Origin of the sequence: Brachybacterium huguangmaarense, assembly GCF_025725725.1 — a bacterium.
Classification (GTDB): Bacteria; Actinomycetota; Actinomycetes; order Actinomycetales; family Dermabacteraceae; genus Brachybacterium; species Brachybacterium huguangmaarense.
Genome location: NZ_CP107020.1, coordinates 2,343,012 through 2,365,951 on the forward strand (window position 1 = coordinate 2,343,012; position 22,940 = coordinate 2,365,951).

The 22,940-nt window shown below is 72.7% G+C and carries 24 protein-coding genes and 1 pseudogene; 11 read left to right on the forward strand and 14 right to left on the reverse strand.

Annotation, left to right across the window (positions count from 1 at the left end; all coding sequences use genetic code 11):
• Nucleotides 1-141 precede the first annotated feature (141 nt).
• A complete protein-coding gene (locus BRM3_RS10675; protein ID WP_263593295.1) occupies nt 142-420 on the forward strand; it encodes a hypothetical protein in 279 nt (92 codons plus the stop codon).
• Between the two features lie 40 nt (nt 421-460).
• Here the strand turns inward: BRM3_RS10675 and BRM3_RS10680 are convergent, their stop codons facing one another.
• Nucleotides 461-1,264 carry a tyrosine-protein phosphatase gene (locus tag BRM3_RS10680; RefSeq protein ID WP_263593296.1) on the reverse strand — a complete coding sequence of 268 codons (804 nt, stop codon included), beginning with the start codon at nt 1,262-1,264 and terminating at the stop codon, nt 461-463.
• 229 nt (nt 1,265-1,493) lie between these two features.
• Between BRM3_RS10680 and BRM3_RS10685 the strand changes: the two genes are divergently transcribed.
• Nucleotides 1,494-2,570, forward strand: coding sequence for an NAD(P)-dependent alcohol dehydrogenase (locus tag BRM3_RS10685; RefSeq protein ID WP_263593297.1), 1,077 nt, complete (start codon nt 1,494-1,496; stop codon nt 2,568-2,570).
• A 194-nt stretch (nt 2,571-2,764) separates the two neighbouring features.
• Nucleotides 2,765-3,124: a helix-turn-helix domain-containing protein gene (locus BRM3_RS10690; RefSeq protein WP_263593298.1), complete on the forward strand. Its 360-nt coding sequence runs from the start codon at nt 2,765-2,767 to the stop codon at nt 3,122-3,124.
• Here BRM3_RS10690 and BRM3_RS10695 read toward each other — a convergent pair.
• Nucleotides 3,096-3,704: a ClpP family protease gene (locus BRM3_RS10695; RefSeq protein ID WP_263593299.1), complete on the reverse strand. Its 609-nt coding sequence runs from the start codon at nt 3,702-3,704 to the stop codon at nt 3,096-3,098. The genes BRM3_RS10690 and BRM3_RS10695 overlap by 29 nt on opposite strands.
• Nucleotides 3,701-4,444 carry a ClpP family protease gene (locus BRM3_RS10700; protein WP_263593300.1) on the reverse strand — a complete coding sequence of 248 codons (744 nt, stop codon included), beginning with the start codon at nt 4,442-4,444 and terminating at the stop codon, nt 3,701-3,703. The genes BRM3_RS10695 and BRM3_RS10700 overlap by 4 nt, the downstream gene beginning before the upstream one ends.
• Nucleotides 4,445-4,601: 157 nt before the next feature.
• Here BRM3_RS10700 and BRM3_RS10705 point away from each other — a divergent pair, with 157 nt between their 5' ends.
• A complete protein-coding gene (locus BRM3_RS10705) occupies nt 4,602-5,213 on the forward strand; it encodes a dihydrofolate reductase family protein (protein ID WP_263593301.1) in 612 nt (203 codons plus the stop codon).
• 30 nt (nt 5,214-5,243) lie between these two features.
• On the opposite strand, the gene BRM3_RS10710 is transcribed toward BRM3_RS10705, so the two are convergent.
• From BRM3_RS10710 to rpmB, 3 genes are all read right to left on the reverse strand, one after another.
• A complete protein-coding gene (locus tag BRM3_RS10710) occupies nt 5,244-5,903 on the reverse strand; it encodes an HAD family hydrolase (RefSeq protein WP_263593302.1) in 660 nt (219 codons plus the stop codon).
• A gap of 266 nt (nt 5,904-6,169) precedes the next feature.
• Nucleotides 6,170-6,703 carry a phosphoribosyltransferase family protein gene (locus BRM3_RS10715; protein ID WP_263593303.1) on the reverse strand — a complete coding sequence of 178 codons (534 nt, stop codon included), beginning with the start codon at nt 6,701-6,703 and terminating at the stop codon, nt 6,170-6,172.
• 403 nt (nt 6,704-7,106) lie between these two features.
• On the reverse strand, nt 7,107-7,301 hold the full coding sequence (gene rpmB / locus BRM3_RS10720) for a 50S ribosomal protein L28 (RefSeq protein WP_263593304.1): 195 nt from the start codon (nt 7,299-7,301) through the stop codon (nt 7,107-7,109).
• A gap of 313 nt (nt 7,302-7,614) precedes the next feature.
• On the opposite strand from rpmB, the gene BRM3_RS10725 reads away from it, so the two are divergent.
• The gene (locus tag BRM3_RS10725; RefSeq protein ID WP_263593305.1) at nt 7,615-9,813 is read left to right on the forward strand and encodes an ATP-dependent DNA helicase RecG; all 2,199 of its coding nucleotides are present in this window, start codon (nt 7,615-7,617) and stop codon (nt 9,811-9,813) included.
• Between the two features lies 1 nt (nt 9,814).
• Nucleotides 9,815-10,399, forward strand: a complete 585-nt coding sequence (locus BRM3_RS10730; RefSeq protein ID WP_263593306.1) for an RsmD family RNA methyltransferase — start codon at nt 9,815-9,817, stop codon at nt 10,397-10,399.
• A gap of 85 nt (nt 10,400-10,484) precedes the next feature.
• On the opposite strand, the gene BRM3_RS10735 is transcribed toward BRM3_RS10730, so the two are convergent.
• Both BRM3_RS10735 and BRM3_RS10740 read right to left on the reverse strand, forming a co-directional pair.
• Nucleotides 10,485-10,847: a type II toxin-antitoxin system PemK/MazF family toxin gene (locus BRM3_RS10735; protein WP_263593307.1), complete on the reverse strand. Its 363-nt coding sequence runs from the start codon at nt 10,845-10,847 to the stop codon at nt 10,485-10,487.
• Entirely contained in the window at nt 10,807-11,004 is a 198-nt protein-coding gene (locus tag BRM3_RS10740) for a hypothetical protein (RefSeq protein ID WP_263593308.1), read from the reverse strand. The genes BRM3_RS10735 and BRM3_RS10740 overlap by 41 nt, the downstream gene beginning before the upstream one ends.
• 212 nt (nt 11,005-11,216) lie before the next feature.
• Here BRM3_RS10740 and coaD point away from each other — a divergent pair, with 212 nt between their 5' ends.
• The 4 genes from coaD to mutM are packed head-to-tail and all read left to right on the forward strand — an operon-like array spanning nt 11,217 to nt 14,097.
• The gene (gene coaD / locus BRM3_RS10745; protein WP_263593309.1) at nt 11,217-11,720 is read left to right on the forward strand and encodes a pantetheine-phosphate adenylyltransferase; all 504 of its coding nucleotides are present in this window, start codon (nt 11,217-11,219) and stop codon (nt 11,718-11,720) included.
• Between the two features lie 39 nt (nt 11,721-11,759).
• Nucleotides 11,760-12,359: a YceD family protein gene (locus BRM3_RS10750; RefSeq protein ID WP_263593310.1), complete on the forward strand. Its 600-nt coding sequence runs from the start codon at nt 11,760-11,762 to the stop codon at nt 12,357-12,359.
• Nucleotides 12,359-13,111: a ribonuclease III gene (gene rnc / locus BRM3_RS10755; protein ID WP_263593311.1), complete on the forward strand. Its 753-nt coding sequence runs from the start codon at nt 12,359-12,361 to the stop codon at nt 13,109-13,111. Before BRM3_RS10750 ends, rnc begins: the two co-directional genes overlap by 1 nt.
• Before the next feature lie 2 nt (nt 13,112-13,113).
• Nucleotides 13,114-14,097 (forward strand): bifunctional DNA-formamidopyrimidine glycosylase/DNA-(apurinic or apyrimidinic site) lyase, encoded by a 984-nt coding sequence (gene mutM, locus BRM3_RS10760; protein ID WP_263593312.1) that lies wholly within the window; start codon nt 13,114-13,116, stop codon nt 14,095-14,097.
• A gap of 107 nt (nt 14,098-14,204) precedes the next feature.
• On the opposite strand, the pseudogene BRM3_RS15195 reads toward mutM, so the two are convergent.
• A pseudogene (locus BRM3_RS15195) lies at nt 14,205-14,801 on the reverse strand (DUF7738 domain-containing protein); the annotation flags it as partial.
• Here BRM3_RS15195 and BRM3_RS10765 point away from each other — a divergent pair.
• The gene (locus BRM3_RS10765; protein ID WP_263593313.1) at nt 14,728-15,351 is read left to right on the forward strand and encodes a response regulator; all 624 of its coding nucleotides are present in this window, start codon (nt 14,728-14,730) and stop codon (nt 15,349-15,351) included. The pseudogene BRM3_RS15195 and the gene BRM3_RS10765 overlap by 74 nt on opposite strands.
• 37 nt (nt 15,352-15,388) lie before the next feature.
• On the opposite strand, the gene BRM3_RS10770 is transcribed toward BRM3_RS10765, so the two are convergent.
• The 5 genes from BRM3_RS10770 to BRM3_RS10790 form a co-directional block, all read right to left on the reverse strand.
• Entirely contained in the window at nt 15,389-16,513 is a 1,125-nt protein-coding gene (locus BRM3_RS10770) for a sensor histidine kinase (protein ID WP_263593314.1), read from the reverse strand.
• Nucleotides 16,514-16,563: 50 nt separating this feature from the next.
• Nucleotides 16,564-18,303, reverse strand: a complete 1,740-nt coding sequence (gene cydC, locus BRM3_RS10775; RefSeq protein WP_263593315.1) for a thiol reductant ABC exporter subunit CydC — start codon at nt 18,301-18,303, stop codon at nt 16,564-16,566.
• The gene (gene cydD, locus BRM3_RS10780; protein ID WP_263593316.1) at nt 18,300-20,051 is read right to left on the reverse strand and encodes a thiol reductant ABC exporter subunit CydD; all 1,752 of its coding nucleotides are present in this window, start codon (nt 20,049-20,051) and stop codon (nt 18,300-18,302) included. Before cydD ends, cydC begins: the two co-directional genes overlap by 4 nt.
• 118 nt (nt 20,052-20,169) lie before the next feature.
• Nucleotides 20,170-21,240, reverse strand: coding sequence for a cytochrome d ubiquinol oxidase subunit II (cydB, locus tag BRM3_RS10785; protein ID WP_263593317.1), 1,071 nt, complete (start codon nt 21,238-21,240; stop codon nt 20,170-20,172).
• 11 nt (nt 21,241-21,251) lie between these two features.
• Nucleotides 21,252-22,787 carry a cytochrome ubiquinol oxidase subunit I gene (locus tag BRM3_RS10790; RefSeq protein WP_263593318.1) on the reverse strand — a complete coding sequence of 512 codons (1,536 nt, stop codon included), beginning with the start codon at nt 22,785-22,787 and terminating at the stop codon, nt 21,252-21,254.
• Nucleotides 22,788-22,940: the final 153 nt, after the last annotated feature.

Consider the following 22,940-nt stretch of genomic DNA (forward strand, 5'->3'; position numbering starts at 1 on the left):
CCGCGCGCCGTTCGATGCCCGTGAACCTTGTTCCGACGAGTCCCCGTGCCTAGGCTCATGAGCCCATCGATCACCACGGAGCGAACGAATCTCCGCTGATGCCGCAGGGTGCCGGCGGAGATGCGACGGACAGGAGAGACCATGGCATCGGAGAGCCGCACGACCACCGATCACGACGAGATCCGCCGCTGGGTCGAGGACCACGACGGGCATCCGGCGAGCGTCCGTGGCACGGCCGAGGACGACGACCTCGGAGTGCTGCGGTTCGACTTCCCCGGCGGGGCGGGCTCGGACGACCTCCAGCGCGTCTCGTGGGACGACTGGTTCGTGAAGTTCGACCAGGAGGAGCTCGCGCTGCTGTACCAGGAGAAGCACGCCGACGGCTCGGACTCGACGTTCTTCAAGCTCGTCCAGCGCTGAGCGCGCCCGGGCAGGACGCCGGTGTGACGCGGCCGTCGCGCTAGGCGTCCTCGAGCAGCGTCTCGCCGAGGCGGTCGATCTCGTCGTCGGACAGCCCGAGCCCGTCGCGCACGTAGCCGTCGATGCCGTCGAAGCGCGCCCGGGCCTCGTCGAGCGCCGTGTCGAGGTATTCCTCGCGCACGCCGAGCACGGGCTCGAGCAGCTCGGGGTCGCCGACCGCCTGCTCGAAGCGGTCGAAGAGGGGCCGTAGCGCGGGCAGCAGGTCGTCGTTCGTGCGCAGGTAGTCCGCGCGCACCTCGTCCTCGTCGACGCCGAGGGCGAGCAGGAGCGAGGCGGCACCCCAGCCCGTGCGGTCCTTGCCCGTCGTGCAGTGGAAGAGCGCAGGCTCGCGGCCGTCGTCGAGGAGCCCGCGAAACAGCCCGCGATAGGAGCGGCGCGCGCTCGGCAGCGACACGAGATCGCGGTAGGCGTCGCGGAACACCCGCGCCGCCCCTCCCGCGCTCAGGATGCGCTCGGCCTGCTTGGGGTCCTCGACCACGGGTCCGAGCTGGGCGGCAGCATTGTCCGAGGCATCGGCCAGCACGTCGAGCTCGACGCGGCGCATGCCCTCGGGGACGCGATCGGGACGCTGCTCGGACTCCTGGGCGGTGCGCAGGTCGTAGACCGTGCGGATCCCGAGGCCCACGACGGCCGCGGTGCCGTCCTCGTCGAGACGGCTCAGATCCACCGAGCGGAACAGGATGCCCGGGCGCACGCGCCGGCCATCGCCGGTGCTCTTCCCACCGAGGTCGCGCAGGTTGGGCAGGGTCGGGATGACCGGGGTGGTCGGCTGCGAGGTGGGCATGCGCGCTCTCCGTTCGTGGGCGGTGACAGACGGTGCCCTGCGGAACCGGGCGAGAGTCCCGACACTATCGCCACCGGACCGGTCGCGGACCGGGTGCGAGCGGGAGGAGCGGCAAACCCTCCCGGCCGTCTGTCATCCAGCGGGACTAGGCTGGGGCGAGCGTCCGCGGAGAGCCCCGCGCCCACGGCCGGCCCCCGACGCATCCACATCCGAACTCGAGGAGGCCCCCATGCCCATCACCGTCAAGGCCCTGCAGAAGACCGGTCCGGACCAGCCCTTCCGGGTCGTCGAGATCGAGCGTCGCGACCCGCGCGAGGACGACGTCGTGATCGACATCAAGGCGGCAGGCATCTGCCACAGCGACATCCACACCGTCCGCAACGAGTGGGGCGAGGCCCGCTTCCCCCTGACCGTGGGCCACGAGATCGCCGGCGTCGTCGAGGCGGTCGGCGAGGGCGTCACCCGCTGGAAGGTCGGCGACCGCGTGGGCGTGGGCTGCATGGTCGACTCGTGCGGCGAGTGCGAGCAGTGCCTGGCCGGCCTCGAGCAGAACTGCCTGCGCGGCAACGTCGGCACCTACAACTCGATCGACGTCGACGGCAGCGTGACCCAGGGCGGCTACGCCCAGAAGGTCGTCGTCAACGAGCGCTTCGTCTGCCGGATCCCCGACGCCCTCGACTTCGACGTGGCCGCGCCCCTCCTGTGCGCGGGCATCACCACCTACTCGCCGCTCGCACGGTGGGGCGCCGCCGAGGGCAAGAAGGTCGCGGTGCTCGGCCTGGGCGGCCTGGGCCACATGGGCGTCCAGATCGCGGCCGCCAAGGGCGCCGAGGTCACGGTGCTCTCGCGCAGCCGCAAGAAGGAGCAGCTCGCGATCGACCTGGGCGCGAGCGAGATGCTCGCGACCACCGAGGACGGCTTCTTCGAGGCGCACCGCGGCGAGTTCGACCTGATCCTCAACACCATCAGCGCCGACATCCCGGTGGACAAGTACCTCGGGCTGCTCAAGCCGCGCGGCGTGATGGCCGTCGTCGGGCTGCCGCCGGCCGCCCAGGAGCTGCACTTCGGCCCGCTCATCGGCGGCGGCAAGGTGCTCGCCGGCTCCAACATCGGCGGCATCGCCGAGACCCAGGAGATGCTCGACTTCTGCGCCGACCACCACTTCGGGGCGGTCATCGAGACGGTGGGCGTCGAGGAGGTCGAGGCGGCCTACGACCGCGTCGTGAGCGGCGAGGTCTACTTCCGTGCCGTGATCGACACCGCGACCTTCGACGAGGCCGAGACCGAGGCCGTCCCCGCCGCCTGACGGCCGCGCGCCGCCTGCCGTGCGTCGGGCGCGCGCGGCGAGGCGCGGGGACGCATCGTCGTGCCTGTCGGCGGACCGTGCGGGGCCGACCACGGTCCCCCGGCGGGCTTCACGGCGCGCGGGGTGGGCCTCCGGCGTTTCCGCTCACGGCGGAGACCGGGGCGCCGGCCGCCCCTGCTCCGTAGTCTCGGGACATGGACGAGCACCTGCAGCCCCTGCTCCGCGAGCTCCTCGGCGACGCCCTGCGTCGTGAGCGGCATCGGCAGGGTCGCACGCTCGCACAGCTCTCGGCCGCGAGCGGCGTCAGCATCCAGCACCTGTCCGACGTCGAGCGCGGCCGCAAGGACCCGTCGTCCGAGGTGCTCGCCGCGATCACCGGCGCCCTCGCGATCGACGTCCTGGACCTGCTGCGCCGCATCGACGCCTCGGCGGCGGTCGCACCCGTGCTCGACCTGACCGGGCGTGCCGCCTCCCTGCCGCGACCGACCGTGACGAGCCTGCCGGGCGGGGGAGCGGGCGGCGCCGTCAGCGGCGCCCTGCTGCTGGCCGCCTGACGAGCACCCGGTCGGCGATGCCGTAGGCGACCGTCGCCTCGGCGTCGAGCACCCGCTCGCGCTCGAGGTCGTGGCGCACCCGGTCCAGGCTCTGCCCGGTGTGCTCGGCCAGCAGCGCTTCGAGGGACCGTCGCACCCGCTCGACCTCCTCGGCGGCGAGGATCAGGTCCGGCACCGCCCCGCGCCCGCTCGCCTCGAGCGGATGCAGGACCACCCGGGCGTGCGGCAGGATCGCGCGCAGCCCGGGTGTGCCCGCGGCCAGCAGGATGGTCGGTGCGGCCACGACCTGCCCGATGCACGTCACGGCCACGTCGCAGCGCACGTACGCGAGCGCGTCGTGGACGGCGAGCACGGCCTGGGCGTCCCCGCCCTCGCAGTTGACGTAGAGCTGGATCGGCTGGTCCGGGGCGTCGTTCTCGAGGTGCAGGACCTGCGCGATCACGGTGTTGGCGACGCCGTCGTCGATCGGCGTGCCGATGCACACGATGCGGTCCGAGAGCAGCCGGGAGAACACGTCGGCCGTGCGCTCGGTGCCCGAGGCGGTGCGCTCGATGACGTGGGGGATCGTGTACGTGCTCATCGGGACTCCTCCGTGGTGGTCTCGGGCCGGGGCTCCGGTCTCTCGGCGGGGCGGGTGCTCGCCTCGGGACGGTCGGAGGCGGCGGGCGTGGCCGCCGAGAACCCGGCCGGATCCCGCCGGTCGGCAGGGGAGAGGTCGTCGCCGCTCGGTCCGCGGCCGGGCAGGATCTGGGCGAGGTCGCTCAGCACCGCGTCGCAGAAGCCATACGCGACGGCCTCCTGCGCGTCCCACATGCGGTCGCGCTCGGAGTCCCGGGCGATCTGCTCGACGCTGCGGCCGGTCCGGGCAGCGGTGAGACGAATGAGGAGGTCCCGGTTGCGCCGCAGGTCCTCCGCCTGGATCTCGATGTCGGCCGCGCTGCCGCCGAACCCCGCCGACCCCTGATGCATGAGCACCTTGCCGTGCGGCAGGATGTAGCGCTTGCCCGGGGCGCCCTGCGTGAGCAGGAACTGACCGGCGCTGTAGGCCATGCCGAGGGCGACGGTCCGCACGTCGCACGGCAGGAGCGTCATGAGGTCGCCGATGGCCAGCATGGCCGGCACGAGGCCGCCGGGGGAGTTGATGAGCAGGGTGATGTCGCGATCGGGGCGCTCGGCGGCGAGCAGGATCAGCTGCGAGCACAGCTGGGCTCCGTTGTCCTGATCGAGCTCGCGGTCGAGGATCAGCACGCGCCGGTCGAGCAGGCTCGCGGCGGTCAGGTCGGCCAGGGCGGGTGGGCGGTTCTGGGCGGTGGTGGTCATGGCTCGATCCTGCGTCCGCGCGCGGCTCGGGACGACGGTTCTCCGCGCGGGGCGGATCCACGGTGGGCTGATCCGCCGGAGGCGGAGAGAGCACATCGCCGCGACGGCGCCTCCGCGGTGGCAGGATGAGCGGCGAGCCTCGACCTGGGAGACACCGATGTCCGACACCACGTGCCACATGTCCATCTCGCTCGACGGGTTCGTCGCCGGGCCCGACCAGAGCCTCGCCAACGGCCTCGGCGTCCGCGGCGGTGAGCTGCACCCCTGGCACATGGGCGATCCGCGGGCCACCGAGAACGACCGGATCGCCGAGGGCTGGCTCATGAGGCCTCGCGGCGCCTACGTCATGGGGAGCAACATGTTCAGCCCGGGCCGCGGCGAGTGGGACCCCGACTGGACGGGATTGTGGGGGCCCGAACCGCCGTATCACGCGCCGGTCTTCGTGCTCACGCACCACGCACGCGAGCCGATCGAGATGGAGGGCGGCACCGTCTTCCACTTCGTCACCGAGGGCTTCGACGCCGCCTACGCGCGGGCGGTCGAGACGGCCGAAGGGCGCGGCGTCGACATCGCCGGCGGCGCCTCGACCGTGCAGCAGGCGCTGCGCGCCGGGGTCATCGACGAGCTGACCCTCGACGTCGCGCCCGTCCTGCTCGGACGCGGCGAGCGCCTGTTCGACGGCGTCGAGGACTTCGACCTCGAGCCCGTCGAGGTGCTGGGGTCGCCGCTCGCCACACACATCCGATACCGCCGGGCCGAGGCGCGCTGACCGGCAGGAGCCATTCGGAACTGCGGCCGGTCAGTCGGCGCGGTGCAGGACGGCCTGCCAGCCGAAGGTCTCGGCGCCCCGGACGTGAGAGGGGCTGTCGTCGAGGAAGGCCACGGCGCGATGCTCGACATGGCGCCCGAGCACGTGCTCGATCCGGGCATGCGCCGCGGCGTACGCCGTCTGCTCGGGTTTGGCGGCGCCGAAGTCGACGGAGTTGAGCAGGTGAGTGCCGTCGGCGCCGACCTGGGCTGAGAGCCCCAGCTCCTCGATCTCGGCGCGGACTCGATCGGTGCCGTTGGTGAACACGAAGACCGCCATGCCGTGGTCGCGGGCGTCGTCGAGGACCCCCTGGACCTCCCGGTCCACGGTCGCCGGAGTCGTGGACCAGATCTCGACGGCACGCTGAGCCGCCGCCGAGCCGGCCCCCTCAGCTCGCAGGTCCCGCGTCGCGCGAGCGCGCCACTGGGCATGCGTGACACGTCCCCGCACGACGTCGTGCAGAGCGGGGTTGCCCAGGATCGCGCCGAAGACGGTGGGCGCGGGCAGGCCCGTGAGATCGGCCAGGTCGGTCCAGAGGGTAGGGTCGAATCGCCGCAGCACGCCGTCCAGATCGCTCACCGCCACCTCGGTGTGCTCCGCGCTGAGCGCACGTCGGAAGGCGGTCAGATCGGCGCGGGACGAACGGGACATGCGGGAGAGTGTAGGAGCCGTGCGTGGGAGTCCGGCGATGGCACCGACCTGGCGGACGGCTGCGCTGCTGCGATCACGACCGCGCCAACGTCGCGATCGGAGGTCATCCACGGATCACCCGGCTGACCAACTTCTCCGGGCATCACCGCCGGGAACGTCGGCACACAGGTCAACGAGGCCCGCAGACGGCGCGCTGACCTGCAGAGCAACAATTCTCAGCAAGGAGCGGGGCGAGCGTGGCAGTTCCCCTCGTCCACGGCAGGTGGTCAGGGGACAGCGGAGCCGCTGACGATGGAGCGGATGACGGGGAGCCCGGCGTGGGCTTCCTCTCCCGCCTCGTCGACGATGACGGACAGGTTCACGAGCTCGGCGCCGGTCGACTCGATCAGCTGTCGTGCGGCGATCGCCTGGCTGCCGGTCTCGACCCAGTCGTCGACGAGCGAGACCCGCATCCCGGGGCCCAGGTGGTCGGTCCTGACCGAGAGGACCTGCGTGCGGCCCCGATAGTCGGGTGAGCTCTCCATGGTGGCGGTGTCCCCGGGGAACAGCGCGCCGCCCTTGCGGATCGGTGAGAATCCGACCCCCAGGGTCAGGGCGACCATCGGCGCGAGCACGAATCCTCGGGCCTCGATGCCGACGACGAGGTCCGGCCGCTCCGGCGCGCTGAGCCGGGCCAGCTCGGCCACGATGGCGCTGAGCGCCGAGGGGTCCCTGAGCATGTTCCAGGTGTCGGCATCGCCGTCCACCCATCGGAAGTGCTGGAGGACCGCGGCGGTGGCCGAGGAGAGGTTCGCCGTCATGCGGCCGACCCTAGCGGGGCGACTCGGCCCCACCAACGGGTTTATGCAGGCCGCTCTTGGGCGTAGCCGTCCCGACTACTGCCCGTGGAGAGGGAGCCGGCGCGGGTCGAACGGGACATGCGGGAGAGTGTGGGAGCCGTGCGCGGGAGTCCGGCCCCGCACGAGTGTGACGCTGAGAGCCGCAGCCCTCCGAATTCGGGGGGCTGCGGCTCTCAGCGTCACATCTGTGCAGGCGCGGCGGCTCAGGCTTGTCACGCGCAGTGCCCGAGCGCGCCCTCCTGGCTGCTCGGAACACACCTCGTCGGACATGCGCCGCGACGGCGCCCGGACATGCGACGAGGGCCTCTCCGATGGAGAGGCCCTCGTGGTCCGCGGACGACGCCGCGGATGATGCTGGATGCGATCAGGCGCTGATCTGCTGCACCTTGCCGGCCTTGAGGCACGAGGTGCACACGTTCAGACGCTTGGGGGTGCCGTTGATGACGGCGCGCACGGTCTGGATGTTCGGGTTCCAGCGGCGCGAGGTGCGGCGGTGCGAGTGGGACACGCTCTTGCCGAAGCTCGGGCCCTTGGCGCAGAGTTCACACGTAGAAGCCACGGTAGTCTCCTGAAGAATCGATTCGCTGAGGGTGGCCCCGGCATCCGCTCTGCCGTTCATCCCGGGCCACAGGGGCATCGGGCGTGATCGAAGGATCCGGCGCGCAAGGCAACTTGACCACTGTAGCCCATCGCTCGCGCCCTCCCCACCTCGCGAGCCGCCGGGGCCTGTGGAGTCTGCCACAACGGCACTCCGAGCGGGCCTGACGCCCCTCGGACGCCGGCGGCGCGTGTGGATGACGCGCTGAGTTGTCCGACCCCGGTGGCACGATGGGCGATGACCGGGCGACGGATGATCGGGATCGAGGAGAGCCATGAGCGGGGACGAGGAGACGATGCGTCGCGCTCCTCGCCGCACCGGCGGCGTGCCCGAGCTCTCGGAGATGCTCACGGCGCGCGAGCTCAAGGCGGCCCGGACCCTCGGCGTCGCGGACCTGGGCCACCTGCTGCGCCTGCCCCCCAACCGCTACGTCGTCCCCGGGCCGCTGAACTTCCTGGGCGACATGACCGAGGGCGAGGAGGTCTCGGCCGTCGCGACCGTGCGGGACGTCCGTGATCGCTCGATGCGCAACCGCCCCGGATCGATCCTGTCCGTGCTGATCGACGACGGCACCGACGCCATCTCCCTCACCTTCTTCCTCGCCAAGGCGCATCTCGTCGCCTGGCACCGTAAGAACCTGCGTCCCGGTGTGCGGATCCACGTCTCGGGCACCGTCGGCAACCACAACGGCGAGCGGCAGATCGTGCACCCGGACTACGTCGTGCTCGACGAGGACCACACGATCGACGAGGCGATGCGGCCCATCCCCGTGTACCCGCTGCGCGGCCGGGTGACGCAGGCCGCGATGCGCCAGGCCTTCCGCTCGGCCCTCGAGTTCGCGCCCCTGCTGCCCGACGTCATCCCCTCCGACATCCTGCGTGAGCAGGGCCTGCCGTCCCTGCAGGAGGCGCTCGCGGCGCTGCACGCCCCGCACACGATCGACGACACCCGCCGCGGCATGGCCCACCTCGCGTTCGAGGAGGCGTTCGTGCTGCAGACGATCTTCGCGCAGCGTCGGGCCGCCGACGAGCTGACGCCCGCCCCGCCGCTCCGGGCCGAGGGGCCTCTCCAGGGGCTGCTGCGCGACCGTCTGCCCTTCACCCTCACGCAGGGACAGGAGGAGGTCGCGGCCGCGATCGCGGAGCGGATCTCGCGCGACATGCCCACGAGCGTCCTGCTCCAAGGAGATGTGGGCTCGGGCAAGACCGTCGTGGCGCTGCTGGCGATGCTGCGCGCCGTCGACTCGGGCCACCAGGCCGCGCTGCTCGCGCCGACCGAGGTGCTCGCCGAGCAGCACCATCGCACGATCATGGAGCTGCTCGGGGAGCTGGGCCGGGCCGGGCGCATCGACGGGGTGCCCGAGGCCACGCGGGTCAGGCTGCTCACCGGCTCCCAGCGGGTGGCGCGACGGCGAGAGACCCTGCTCGACGTGACGAGCGGGGAGGCCGGGCTCGTGGTCGGCACGCACGCCCTGCTCACCGAGTCCGTCGAGTTCGCCTCCCTGGGCCTTGTCGTGATCGACGAGCAGCACCGCTTCGGCGTGGACCACCGCCGCCGGCTGCGCACGCGCGGCGCGGACGGTCGAAGCCCGCACGTCGTGGTCATGACCGCCACTCCCATCCCGCGGTCCGCGGCGCTCGCGATCGTGGGGGACCTCGACGTGCTGTCGCTGCGCGAGATGCCGAGCCGGCGCGCCGGGACCACGAGCTTCGTGGTTCCCGAGACCCAGCGCAGCTGGCACGACCGCATGTGGGAGCGCGTGCTCGAGGAGGTCAGGGCGGGGCGCCAGGCCTTCGTCGTGTGTCCTCGCATCAACGACGCCGACGAGACCGAGGCGCCCGTGGCCCCCGACGGCGGCGGCGCGCCGCGCGGCGTCGAGGAGACGTACGAGAGGCTGCGCGCCGATCCCCGTTTCGCCGACGTCCGCATCGGCATGCTCCACGGACGCCTCCCGGCCGAGGAGAAGCAACGGAGCATGCAGGCGATGGCCAATCGGGAGCTGGACCTGCTCGTGGCGACCACCGTGATCGAGGTCGGCGTGGACGTGCCCACCGCGAGCGCCATGGTCGTCCTGGACGCCGAGCGCTTCGGGGTCTCCCAGCTCCATCAGCTGCGAGGACGTGTGGGCCGCGGCGAGCACCCCGGGATCGTCTTCTTCGCCACGACGGCCGCGCCTGGCAGCGAGAGCCTCGAGCACCTGGGCCGGATCGCCGGCACCCAGGACGGCTTCGAGCTCGCACGGCTCGACCTCGAGCGGCGCGGTGTCGGCGACCTCGTCGGTTCCCAGCAGTCCGGGCTGCACCGCACGCTGCGCCACCTCGACGTCCTCCATGACAGCGAGGTGATCGAGGCCGCGCGTACCTCCGCGGCGGCGCTCGTCGCGGTCGACGCGGACCTCGACGCCCATCCGGGCCTCGCCGAGGCGGTCGACGACCGTCTGCGCGACGCCGACCCCGACGTGGAGAGGAGCTGACATGCCCCGCATCATCGCCGGCGCCCTGGGAGGTCGCACCGTGCCCGGCCCTCCCGGATCCGGAACGCGCCCGACGAGCGACCGGGTCCGCGAGGCGGTGTTCTCGCGCCTGTCCGGATGGGACGCGATCGCCGACCGTCGTGTGCTCGACCTGTTCGCCGGCACGGGAGCGCTCGCCTTCGAGGCGCTCTCCCGTGGAGCCCGCGACGCCGAGCTGGTCGAGGCCCACGCCCGGACCGCAGGTCAGATCGGCCGCACCGCCCGCGAGCTGGGCATCGCCATGCGCTGCCGCGTGCGCTCGGCACGCGCCGAGGCCGTCGTCGCGGTACTCGCCTCCGACGTCGCCGCCGGTCGCGTCGACCCCTTCGGGCTCGTCTTCATCGACCCGCCGTACGAGGTCCCGACCTCGGCCGTCGAGTCGCTCGTCGCAGCGCTCGCGCCGGCCCTCGAACCGGACGCGGTGGTCGTCGTCGAGCGGTCGTCGCGATCGACGAGCCTCACCTGGCCCCGCGGATTCGCCGACGACGGCACGAAGTCCTACGGCGAGACGGTGGTGCAGTACGGCGGGCCCTCCGCGGAGACATGACCAGGGTCTGCTGATCTCGAGACACCGCTGCGCTGTCCACGGGCGCGGTGCGCCCGCCCGGGCTCCGCCTCGCCGCGCCACAGCCTCAGGCGTCGATCATGATCGCCACGATCCCTCGGATCTGTCGGAGCACGACCGGGCCGACGTTGCCGAGCTGTGCGCTCACGCGGGTCGTGGCGACGGAACGGATGTGCTGGCACTGTGCCGCCGAGGCGGCGCGCAGACCGTTGTGCTCGTCGGGCTCGATGATGACCTCGGACCCGCTGACACGCAGGGTGCGGGTGAGAGGGACCACCTGCACGACGTTCGGGCCGCCTTGGAGTACGCGATCGGCCGTGATGACGACAGCGGGCCTGCGCAGGCCCGCCTCGGCGCCCGCGGGCGCACCGAGATCGAGGTCGACCACGTCACCCGGCGTCAGCATCGAGCCAGGCACGTTCGTCGTCATGGAGGGGAGCGGCGAGGTCGCGTCCGATGGCCTCCTGCTCGAGCAGGCGTGCGCCGCGGGAGACGGTCTCCGTCAGGGTCTCACCCCGTCGCTCCGCGAGGTCACGGAGAAGATCGCGCGTGGCACGGCTGACCCGGATCGTGGTGCTCTCGCTCATGGCCCGAGCCTACCGACTGTAGATGATTCGGTCTACAGCCGCGTCGGTCCCCTTCGACGACTCCGCCTCCTTCGACGACTCCGCCTCCTTCGACGACTCCGCCTCCTTCTGCGACTCCGCGCGACGAGCGACCGGAAGGGGCTCCGCGCGCGGGCGTTCCGGCGACCTGCTCCTGCTGCCGCACGACCACCCCGAGTGGATACCCTCATGCCATGAGCACCGTCGTCCTGCCCGGCTCCTTCGACCCCTTCACCCGGGGTCATCTCGATCTCGCGCGGCGGGCCGCCGACCTCGCCGGTCGCGTCGTCATCGCCGTCTCCCACAACCCGTCCAAGCGGAACCTGCTGGACCTCGAGACGCGCTGCGCCGTCATCTCCGAGGTGCTCGAGGCGGAGGCGCTCGCCGACCGGGTCCAGGCGCGCCCGCTGCCCTCCGGCCTGCTCGTCGACTTCTGCCGCGAGCTCGGCGCCCGCGCCGTCGTGCGCGGCCTGCGGTCCCAGGTGGATCTCGCCTACGAGGAGCCGATGGCGCGCATGAACGCGCACCTGGCCGAGGTCGACACCATGTTCCTGCTGACCGACGCCTCGCTCGCCCACATCTCCTCGTCCCTCGTGCGGGAGGTGGCGGCCCTCGGCGGCGACGTCGACGACATGCTCCCGGTCGCCTCCGCGCGCGCTCTGCGCGCGGCTCTCGCCGATCGCGAACAGGACGACTGAGACCCGGGGAACGTCGGCCCGCCCCCGTATCCTGAACACGTGAGCACCACCGAGACCCCCACCCCCCTGCCGGACCTCCGCTTCGACGCCGTCGACCTCATCGGTCGCCCCGGCGCGCACCGCGACATCTCCCGCACCGTCACCGCGCCCGCAGCACCCGAGGCCCCGGCCGCGATGTGGATCCCGGCCGGCGACCCCATCGAGGTGGAGGGATCGCTCGAGTCGGTCGTCGAAGGCGTCTACGCGGGCGGCACCGCCCGCACGCATCTGGCGGGGGAGTGCTCGCGCTGCCTGGACCCGCTCGAGGACGACATCGAGGTCCGCTTCGACGAGCTGTTCACCTACCCCGAGAAGATCCCCCACGAGATGTCCGCCGAGGAGCGCGAGGAGGTCGTCGTGCTCGACGGCGACACGGTCGACCTCGGGCCGCTGATCTACGACGCCCTCGTGCTCGCCGCCCCCACGGCCCCGCTGTGCCGCCCGGACTGCGCGGGGCTGTGCCCGCAGTGCGGGATCCGCCTCGAGGACGAGCCCGGCCACCACCACGACGTGATCGACGACCGCTTCGCTGCGCTCCAGGGCTTCTTCGCCGATCCGGAGCCCGGCTCCGATGCCCAGGCGGACGAGGACGTGCGCTGATGACCCGGTCGCGCCGCGGCCGGCAGGCCGCCGACCCGGCCGCCCTGCTCGAGGTCCTGCCTCTGGACGCCGAGGAGGGCCGGATCCTGCGTGATTCCGGGCTTCTCGAGCTCGCCCTGACCCACCGTTCGTACGCGTACGAGCACGAGGGGACCCTCCACAACGAGCGGCTCGAGTTCCTGGGCGACGCGGTGCTGGGCCTCGCGACCACCGAGGAGCTCTACCGCACCCACCCGGAGCTGCCCGAGGGCGAGCTCGCCAAGCGCCGCGCGGCGATCGTCAACACGCGCGCGCTCGCCCTCGTCGGCCGCCGCATCGAGCTCGGCGCCTACATCCGCCTGGGCCGCGGGGAGGACCTCTCGGGAGGCCGCGAGAAGGCCTCGATCCTGGCCGACACGATGGAGGCCGTGATCGGCGCGGTCCACCTCGCCCTCGGCGAGACGACCTCGCGCCGGTACGTGCTCGCGCTGCTGGCGCCCATGCTCGACTCCGACGAGATGCTCGAGGCCGGCTACGACTTCAAGACGCGTCTGCAGGAGATCGCCGCCCAGGCCGCCCTCGTGCCGGTCTACCGGATCACGGAGTCCGGCCCCGAGCACGCCAAGACCTTCCGGGCCACCGCGACGATCGAGGGCATCGTGACCGCGACCGGCGAGGGCGCCTCGAAGAAGGACGCCGAGCTCGCGGCCGCCGCCGGCGCCGTGCGCGCCGTGCTCGCCGAGCGTGGCGAGTCGCTCCTGACCCGGGGCTGACGATGCCCGAGCTCCCCGAGGTCGAGGTGGTCCGCCGCGGCCTCCTGCCGCGCGTGCACGGCCGTGTCATCGAGCGGGTCGAGGTCCTCGATCCCCGCGCCGTGCGCCGCCAGCACGGCGGTCCTGAGAGCCTCGCCGCCGACCTCGTGGGCGCACGCATCACCGCCGTGGCCCGTCGCGGCAAGTTCCTGTGGTGGCGTCTGGCGGAGGGCCCCGGCACCGACGACGTGGCCCTCATGACCCACCTCGGCATGAGCGGACAGCTGCGCGTGCGCGACCGCGCCGGGGCGCGAGAGGTCGAGCTGCCCGCCCCGGCCGAGCCGCCGGGAGAGGGCCCGGCCCCCGATCCGCGGCGCCATCGCCGTCTCACGCTGACCCTGGACGACGGCACGGAGGTCGACTTCCTCGACCAGCGTCTGTTCGGCGGCATGTGGACCTCGGCGCTCGCCCCTTCGGCCGACGGCCGGCTCGCCGCCGCCGGCAGCCCCGACACCCTGCTGCCCGTCGACGCCGCGCACATCGCGCGCGACGTGCTGGACCCCGCCGTCGACCTGGCCGCGGTCGCCCGTCGTCTCCGCGCGCGCAGCGCAGCCGTGAAGTCCCTGCTGCTGGCCCAGGACCTCATCAGCGGGATCGGCAACATCTACGCCGACGAGGCCCTGTGGGCCGCGCGCACCCACTACGCCACGCCGGGGGAGGCACTGTCCCAGGTGCGGGCCCATCGCCTCCTCCAGGAGACCCGCCAGGTCATGGAGCGCGCGCTCGAGGTGGGCGGCACGAGTTTCGACGCCCTCTACGTGAACGTCGAAGGCCGTAGCGGTTTCTTCGCCCGCTCCCTCGCGGCCTACGGCAAGGAGGGCGAGCCGTGCCCGCGCTGCGGGACCCCGATCCGCCGTGCCGTGCACCAGGGACGCTCCTCGTTCTTCTGTCCGCACTGCCAGCGCAGACGCCAGCTCGCCGCCCGGCCGATCACGACGTCGAGGTGACGGGGCGCGGGGTCCTGCGGCCGATCGAGCGTGTCCGACGGAACGGCGTCGAGCGGCGACACCCCGTGGACGCTCACCGCACCGGGGTAGGAGCCGCTCGCGAAGTACGGTCGCATCTCAGGCCGCACCGACGCGAGATGGCCGGGGTCCTCGACCAGGTTCACGTCCAGCTCGGTGACGGCCTCGCCGTCGACGGTCGATGCTCGGATGCCGAGCGCATCCCAGACCAGCCAACGGTTCCTCGGCGGCTCCGCGCCGTCCTCCCGCGTGGGGGGAGCGGGCTTCACCGGCTCCCCGAAGGTGCTGATCAGCGCCAATACGGGCACGGGATCGTAGGTCCTGTCACCGATCCGGACTCCTCTCGCCGTGAAATCGATGGGGGGTACATCGACCATGTCGCCTCGCTGTGATGGAGATCGGTGCCGACCTGGCGGCCTCGTCGTGGGTTCACGGGTGTCGTCCGTGGACGGCTGTGCGCACACGATACAGGGCGGGGCCGCGGTGCTCCGGGCGGATCGGGGCGGCACGGATGGCGTGCTCCCAGTGCCTGAGACACCCCGCGTCGAGTGCCCTCGATCGACGAACCTCGGGTACGGTCGGGACAGCTGCTCGACCAGGAAGGGAACCCCCATGACCGTTCGGACCACGGACACGCCTGTGCGCGTGATGATCGTCGACGACCACGAGGTGGTCCGCCGCGGCATCGTGACCGTGATCGACGCGAGTCCTGCCCTGACGGTCGTCGGCGAGGCCTCGACGGTCGACGAGGCGCGTCGCCGTCTGCCCGCCGTGCGCCCGGACGTCCTGGTCGTGGACCTGCAGCTTCCCGACGGCACCGGCATCGACGTGATGACGCGCGCCCGCGAGCTGAGCCCCGAGCAGCGCATGCTCGTGCTCACGTCCTTCGACGACGACGCGGCGCTGCGGGAGTCCCGTGCGGTGGGCGCCGCGGGCATGCTCTTGAAGTCGGCCCGCTCGCGCGACATCGTCGCGGCCATCGAGAAGATCGCCGAGGGCCAGACGGTGTGGCCCAGCCGCCCGGCCGAGGACGAGGAGGAGCTGTCGGCCACCGACCAGCGCATCGTCGAGCTGATCGGGGACGGCTGCACCAACCGGGAGATCGCCGACGAGCTCGGAATCGCCGAGAAGACCGTCAAGAACCGCATCACCGCGATCCTCCACTCCCTGGGCCTGCAGCGACGCACCCAGGTCGCCGCGCGCGAGGCCGCCCGCCGCCGCGCCGGCTGGAAGTGACCGCCCCGCCCTGTGCACCTCGTGGCGCGCGTCGGCGTCAGACCGGCGGCAGCGTGACCCGCCAGGAGATCATCGTGCCCGGCTCGAGCGGGATCGCGTCGACCCAGCCCTGATGGCGCCGGGCCCGGCTCGACATGTTCGCCAGGCCGCTGCGCCGCGTGACCGTGGGGTCGATGCCGCGGCCGTTGTCGGACACGTCCACCTGCGCGACGCGGTCGACCCCTTCGGAGAACACCGTCACCGAGATGGCGACGGCGCTCGCATGGGCGTGGCGCGCCGCGTTGGCGAGGGCCTCCCGCACCACCGCCACGATGTCCTCGGCGATCTCGTCGGGGATCTCGAGGTCCAGGCGCGAGGGGTCCGTGGGCAGGCGCAGGTTGGGGGCGAAGCCGAGCCCCGCGATGGCCAGCCCGCTCTCGTGGCGCAGGCGCTCGGTGAGCGTGGCCTCGCGGCGATCGCGGCGCAGCGACTGGACGATCTGCCGGATCTGCGCGACGGCCCGCTCGACGCCCTGCACGGAGAGCTCGACGGACCGCGCGATCGACGGGTCGAGGCCGCGCGCGCCCGGCTCCTGGAGGTCGCGCTGGAGCGACTCGAGCTCCATGCCGACGGCGAACAGCTCCTGGATCGCCAGGTCATGCAGGTCCCGGGCGATCCGGCCGCGTTCGTCGTCGACCCCGCTGTCGGGGTCGACCGGCTCGCGCAGCGCGAGCCCGATGAGCGTCGCGAGCGCGTTGAGGTGCTCGCGTGCGGCTCCGTCGAGCGCTGTCGCGTCACCGAACGACACGATCAGGGCGCCGATCCCGTCGAGCCCGGCGTCCACGGGCGCGGTGAGCGTGCCCGTGCCTGCGAGCGGCGGCAGGAAGGACAGGTCCGCGCACTCCACGGCGTCCGGGTCGCCCATGAGCAGGGCCGCGCCGAGTCCGCTGTCCGGCGGGACCTCCTCGCCCAGGAGGGCCTCGCCCGTCTCTCCGTCCGTCAGCTCGACCGCCCAGCTGCCGTGCCCCGCGGGGAGCACGAGCGCGCTCGACGCGGCGCCGAGATCGGCCCGTGCCCGTACGGTCAGGAGCGTCAGGAGGTCCTCGAGGTCGCCCCCGGCGAGGACGGCGGCGCACAGGTCCTGGATGCGGGTGCGCGCGGGTGCTGCGGCGTGGGCGGTCATGTCGTCTCCTGGGACTCCGGAGGAGGTGGGGCTCTGCTCGGTCCAGTGCATCAGGTGTTCGGCCCCACGTGCAGGACTGTGGTCCCGTGCGGGATGGCGGCGCGATCGTGCGTCACCACGACCACGGCCGACGCGGGGTCCAGGAGGGCGCCCGGGCCCGTCGTCAGCAGCCCCTGCAGGAGCGCGCGGGCCCGCTCGGGATCGAGGTGCTCGGTCGGCTCGTCGAGCAGCGTGAGGGGCGCGCGGCGCAGCAGGGCTCGGGCCAGCAGCAGGCGTCGGCGCTCCCCGCCGGAGACGGTCGTGCCGTCCGGTCCGAGCATGTGGCCCAGGCCGCCGGGCAGGGAGGCCACCCACGGGGCGAGGCCGGCCGCGTCGAGCGCCGCCTCGATCTCCTCGTCGGTCACGTCCCCGCGCGCGACCCGCAGGTTCTCCCGCACCGTGGTCGCGAACACGTGGGCGTCCTCGGCGAAGAGGACCATCTCGCGGCGCACGCGGTCCTCGGGCAGGGTCGCGAGGTCGGCGCCGTCGAGCTCGAGCGTGCCCGCGAGCGGCTCGAGCAGACCGGCGAGCGTGAGCAGGAGCGTGGACTTGCCCGCGCCGGAGGGCCCGACGACGGCTAGACGGCTGCCCGGGCCCAGATCCAGGTCGAGGTGCTCGACCCGCGGTGCCTGGGCGTTCCACCCGGCGGCCAGGTCGCGTACGTGCAGGTGCGGTGCGCCGGGGCCATGCTCGGCCGGCTCCCGGACGGCGCCGACGGGGCCGGCCGGGGCGACCGCCTCCTCGGGGCCGATGGTCTCGACGATGCGGGCCGCCGCGGCCCGGGAGCGGGCCACCTGGGCGGCGGCCGCGGGCAGCGCGGCGGAGGCCTCGAACGCCGACAGCGGCAGCAGGAACAGGATGCCGATCGCGCCGGCGCTCGCCGTGCCCGTCGTCCACAGCGGACCGGCGGCCAGCACGGAGCCGAGCACGGCGAGGATCATCGCGGCGGGCACGGAGGCCGCGGCGATGGCCGAGGGCAGGGCCGCCCGGTCGATCGCGGCGTCGTAGCGGTCCTGGGCGGCGCCATGCCGGGCGATCGCCTCGTCGAGGCGGCCGTCCAGCCGCAGCGCGGTGGCGTCGTCGATGACCTCGAGAGCGCTCTGGGTGACGGCGCCGCGGCCCTCGATCACGGCGCCCTGGCTGAGACGGGCCGCCCGATAGGAGGCGAGGGGGGCCACGAGCCCGGCGACGGCGAGGGCGAGCAGCATCGAGGCGGCCGCGACGAGGGAGAGCGGTGCCAGGGTCGCGACCGCGACCATGCCCATCACGATCGCGACCGCGACCGGCACGACGGCACGGATCACGTGGTCGCCGATCTCCTGCGCGTCGTCGCCGAGCCGGGCCAGCAGGTCGCCGCGCCGCAGGCGCGTGAGCGCATCGCCGGGCCGCGCCGCGAGTGCCGTGAACAGGCGCGTCCGCAGCGACACCACGCCCCGCAGGGCGGCGTCGTGCGTGGTCATGCGGTCGACCCAGCGGAACGCGCCGCGCGAGATGCCCAGCGCGCGCACGGCGACCACGGCGACGGTGAGGTCGAGCACGGGCGGCATGGTCCAGGCGGTCGTGATGAGCCAGGCGCTCACCGCGGCGAGGGCGAACGCCGAGGCGAGGGTCGCGGTGGCGCTCGCGATCGCCGCCAGCAGGCGGCCGCGGGGGATCGCGAGCATCGCCGTGACCCGTGCGAGATCGGAGGGACGGTGGCGGGCGCTCGGGCCCTGCTCGGGAGCCGTGGCGTCGGACGTCGTGGGGCTCATGCGTGCACCTCCCCAGGGGCGGCCGGCATGTCGTCTTGGCGGGGCTCGAGCTCGACCACGTCGTCGGCGAGGTCCCGCAGGGTGCTGCGGTGGGCGACGACCACGACGGCGCGGCCCTCGCCGCGCCAGCGGGCGAGCAGCTCGAGGACCACGCCCTCGCTCGCCCCGTCGAGATGGGCGGTGGGCTCGTCGAGGATCACGACGGGGGCGGGGGAGAGGACCGCGCGGGCGAGCGCGAGCCGCTGGCGCTCGCCGAGCGAGAGCCCCGTGCCGCCGCGCCCCACCTCGGCGTCCCAGCCGCGTTCGCGGACCACGCGGTCGAGTCCGCTGCGCCTGGCGGCCTCCTCGAGGTCGGCGTCGTCGAGACCGGGGCGCGCGTCGGCGAGCACCGAGCGGATGGTGCCCGGGCCCACGACGGGGCGCTGGGGCAGGTAGGCCACCTGCTCCCACAGGCTCGCCCGCCGCAGCGCGAGCACGTCGACCGGGGCCTGGCCGGGCGCGGTCGCCACGGCCCGCCCCGCATCGGGGGCCAGCAGCCCGAGCAGGCACAGGACGGCCGTGGTCTTGCCCGCCCCGGAGGGTCCGGAGATCGCGAGCAGGCGCCCGGGGGCGACCGTGAGGGCGGCGTCGTGCGGCGCGAGGCCGTCCCGCGAGCGCACGCTCACGCCCTCGAGCGCCAGCGTGCCCGTGCGCAGATCGGGCGCCTCGATCTCCCCTTCGGGCAGGAGCGGCTCCTCGAGCACCTCGAAGGCGGCGTCGACGGCGGCGAGCCCGTCGGTCGAGGCATGGAACTGCTGGCCCACCTGCCGCAGCGGGAGGTAGAGCTCGGGCGCGAGGATCAGCACCGCGAGGCCCGCGGCGAGGTTCATGTCCCCGCTCACGAGCCGCAGGCCGATGCTGACGGCGACGAGGGCGACGCCGAGGGTCGCGAGCAGCTCCAGGACCATCGAGGACAGGAACGCGTAGCGCAGGGACCCCATCGCGGAGCGGCGGTGCCGTTCGCCGAGCTCCTCGACCGTGCGCTCGGGGCCCTTCTCCCGGCCGAGGGCCCGGAGCGTGGGCAGCCCCTCGACGAGATCCAGCAGCTGGGACCACAGGGTGCGCATGTCGGCCAGGAGCGCCTCGGAGCGGCCGACCGTGAGCTGGCCGATGAGGATCATGAAGATCGGGATGAGGGGGATCGTGATGGCCGCGAGCACCGCGCTCGTCACGTCGAGCAGCGCGATCGCGACGAAGCACAGCGGCGTGACGGTCGCGGCCAGCAGGAGCTGGGGGACGTAGCCGACGAGGTAGGGCCGGAGCGCCTCGAGCCCGGTGGTGGCGAGGGTCGTGAGGTCCGCTCCGCGCCCGGCGGAGCGGCGCGGACCGAGCAGAGCGCCGTGCAGCAGGACCCGTCCGCGCAGGTCCGCGATGGCGGCCGTCGCGGCACGATGCGCCGTGCGCTGCTGGGCGAGGACCGCCAGGGCCCGCACCGCGAGCGCGACCAGCACGGCCACCAGCAGCCCCGGGTGCTCGAGCGGGGAGACGCGGTCGATGAGCAGGGCCGCGCCCAGGCGCCCGAGCGCGATCGCGGTGACGATGACGCACACCGACTGCACGAGGCCGAGCACCCCCTGGAGCGCCACGTGGGCGCGCGCGGCGCGGACATGGCGGACCAGGCGCGGGTCGAGCGGCGGCCGGGCGGTGCGGCCGGGCGGCTCGGGCGCCTCCTCCGAGCTGCCGGCGGCGGCGACCGGCTGATCGCTCACCGGGTCCGAGAGCGCCGGACGGCCCGGAGCGGTGTGCTCCCGGGCCGTCGCGTCGTCCGTGGTGGGGCTTCCCGTCAGGGTGATCGCCTCCGTGGAGTCGTGGGCTGCCTGGTCGGCGTCAGTCCTGTTCGAAGGCGGCGCGGTAGCCGGCGCGCGCCCTCTCGGAGAGGGTACGCGGCTGCTGTGTCTCCGCGTCGGACCCGGCCCGGGCCCGGAACACCCAGTAGGCCCAGATCTGGTAGGCGAGCACGATCGGCATGAACACGCACACGGCAATCAGCATGACCGTGAGGGTGGGTGCGCTCGATGACGCGTTCATCACCGTGAGGCTGTTGGCCGCCGCGTTGCGTGACGGGAGGACGTCGGGGAAGAGCCCGCCGAACATCTGCACGCCCGCCGCCATGATGGCCACCGAGGTGGCCAGGAAGGTGCCCACCTCGGAACCCGCGCGGTGCAGCACGACCACGGCGAGCAGCGCGAGAGCGGCGATGGCGAGCGGGATCCAGGTGAGGCCGGTCCGCGCGTTCGCCAGCTGGTTCCAGATCAGGAAGGCGGCGCCGGCGACGATGGTCGGCCAGATCAGGAGCCCGACCATGCGGTTCGCGTCCGCGCGGATGCTGCCCTCGGTCTTGCCCGCGAGGTAGGCGCTGCCGTGCGTCCAGAACAGCAGCACGAACACCACGCCTCCGAGCAGACCGAAGGGATTGAGCAGCCCGAGCAACGAGGTGGTCACGTGCTTCGAGGCGTCGATGTCGACGCCCCGGACGATGTTGGCGAAAGCGACCCCCCACAGCAGCGCGGGGGCGAAGCCGCCGATGGCGTGCACCGTGTCCCATGCCCGCAGCCACCGTCGATCCGCGGACTTGGCACGGTACTTGAACGCGCACACCCGGGCGATCAGGACGAGCAGCAGGAGCAGCAGCGCCAGGTAGAAGCCGGAGAAGAGTGAGGCGTACCACTCCGGGAAGGCGGCGAAGATGGAGGCGCCTCCCACGATCACCCACACCTGGTTGCCGTCCCAGATGGGCCCGACGGTCTCGATGATCTCTCCGCGCCGCTCGGCGTCTCCTCGCCCCAGGACGAGCGAGTTCATCCCGACGCCGAAGTCGAAGCCCTCGAGCACGAAGTAGCCGATGAAGAGGAAGGTGATGAGGACGAACCAGGTGGTCTGGAGTGCGGTGGGTTCCATGTCTGCTCTCCTCAGTACCCGAAGGACAGGGCCGGGGTGTCCAGCTCGTCGGTCTTCTCGTCACGGCGCGGCAGGGGTATGCCCTTGAGCGCGTTACGTCGCATGAGCTCGAACCACACGACGGCGAGGATCCCGTACAGCACCGTGAACGTCACGAGGGAGACGATCACCATCCACTGCGGATTGGGCGAGACGCCCTGCATCGTCATCAGCCGGATGGTCCAGTCTCCGGTGGGGTTGGGCGCTACGACCCACGGCTGGCGGCCCATCTCCGTGAACACCCAGCCGGCCGAGTTGGCGAGGAACGGCATCGGGATCGCGAGCACGGCGAACCACTGGAAGAACCGCGACCCGGTGCTGCGGCCGCCGCGCGTGGCCCAGAGGGCCCAGAACGCGACGATGGCGCTGAACGCCGCGAGGCCGATCATGAGGCGGAACGACCAGTAGGTGACGAAGAGGTTGGGACGGTAATCGGTCTGCTGGGTCGAGCCGTCGACCGCGGCCACCGTCGAGCCGTACCGCTCGGTGTACTCCTTCTGCAGCTCGTCGACGCCCTGGAGGGTCGCGTGCGGGTCATTGGTCGCGAGGATCGAGGTGACGTAGGGGATCTCGATCAGGTGGGTGACGTCGCTGCAGTTGGCCGCGAAGGCATCGGGTCCGCCGACGGTGAGGATCGAGAACGACGCGCCCGTCTCTGTCTGGCACAGCGCCTCGGCCGAGGCCATCTTCATGGGCTGCTGCTCGAACATGAGCTTGCCCTGGGTGTCGCCCGTGACCACGAGAACCAGAGCCGAGATGAACATGGCCAGCACGCCGAACCGCACCGCGGGGCGGAACACGGTGCGCGCCTGCACGTCGTGCGCCTCGCCCTCGGGCGTCTCGAGGCCGGCGCTGCGCGCCTGGTTGTGGTGACGGACCATGTGCCACGTCGCCACGCCCGTGACGAAGGCGCCGGCGACGAGCCAGGCACCGGCGACCACGTGAGGGAAGGCGGCCAGGGCGGTCACGTTCGTGAGCACCGCGACGATGCTGTCGAGCTCGGCGCGGCCCGTCTCCGGGTTGTAGACCGCCCCGACCGGATGCTGCATGAACGAGTTGGCCGCGATGATGAAGTAGGCCGAGAGCATCGTGCCGATGGCGACGCACCAGATCGTGAGCAGGTGCAGGCGCGGCGACAGCCGGTTCCAGCCGAAGATCCACAGGCCCAGGAAGACGGACTCGAGGAAGAAGGCGGCGAGCCCCTCGAAGGCGAGCGGCGCGCCGAACACGTCGCCCACGAACCGGGAGTACTCCGACCAGTTCATGCCGAACTGGAACTCCTGGACGATGCCGGTCGCGATGCCGATGCCGAAGTTCACGATCAGCATCGAGCCGAAGAACTTGGTCAGGCGCGTCCACGCGTCGGCCTTGACCGGGTCCTTGGAGCGCAGGGCGATCGTCTGCATGAGCGCGACCAGTAACGAGAGCCCGATGGTCAACGGCACGAAGATGAAGTGGTAGACCGTCGTGATCCCGAACTGCCAGCGGGCAACATCGAGGGCTTCCATGGAACTCCTCTGAGGGGGCGGACGGCCCGAGGGCCGCGGAGGGGCGAATCCTGATCAGAGTACGGCGCGGCGCCTGGGTGCCACGGGACGTAGGTCCCCTCGGTTTCGGCCGTGCGACGGGCGTCACGTCCGCTGTCAAGAGGGCTCGGTACA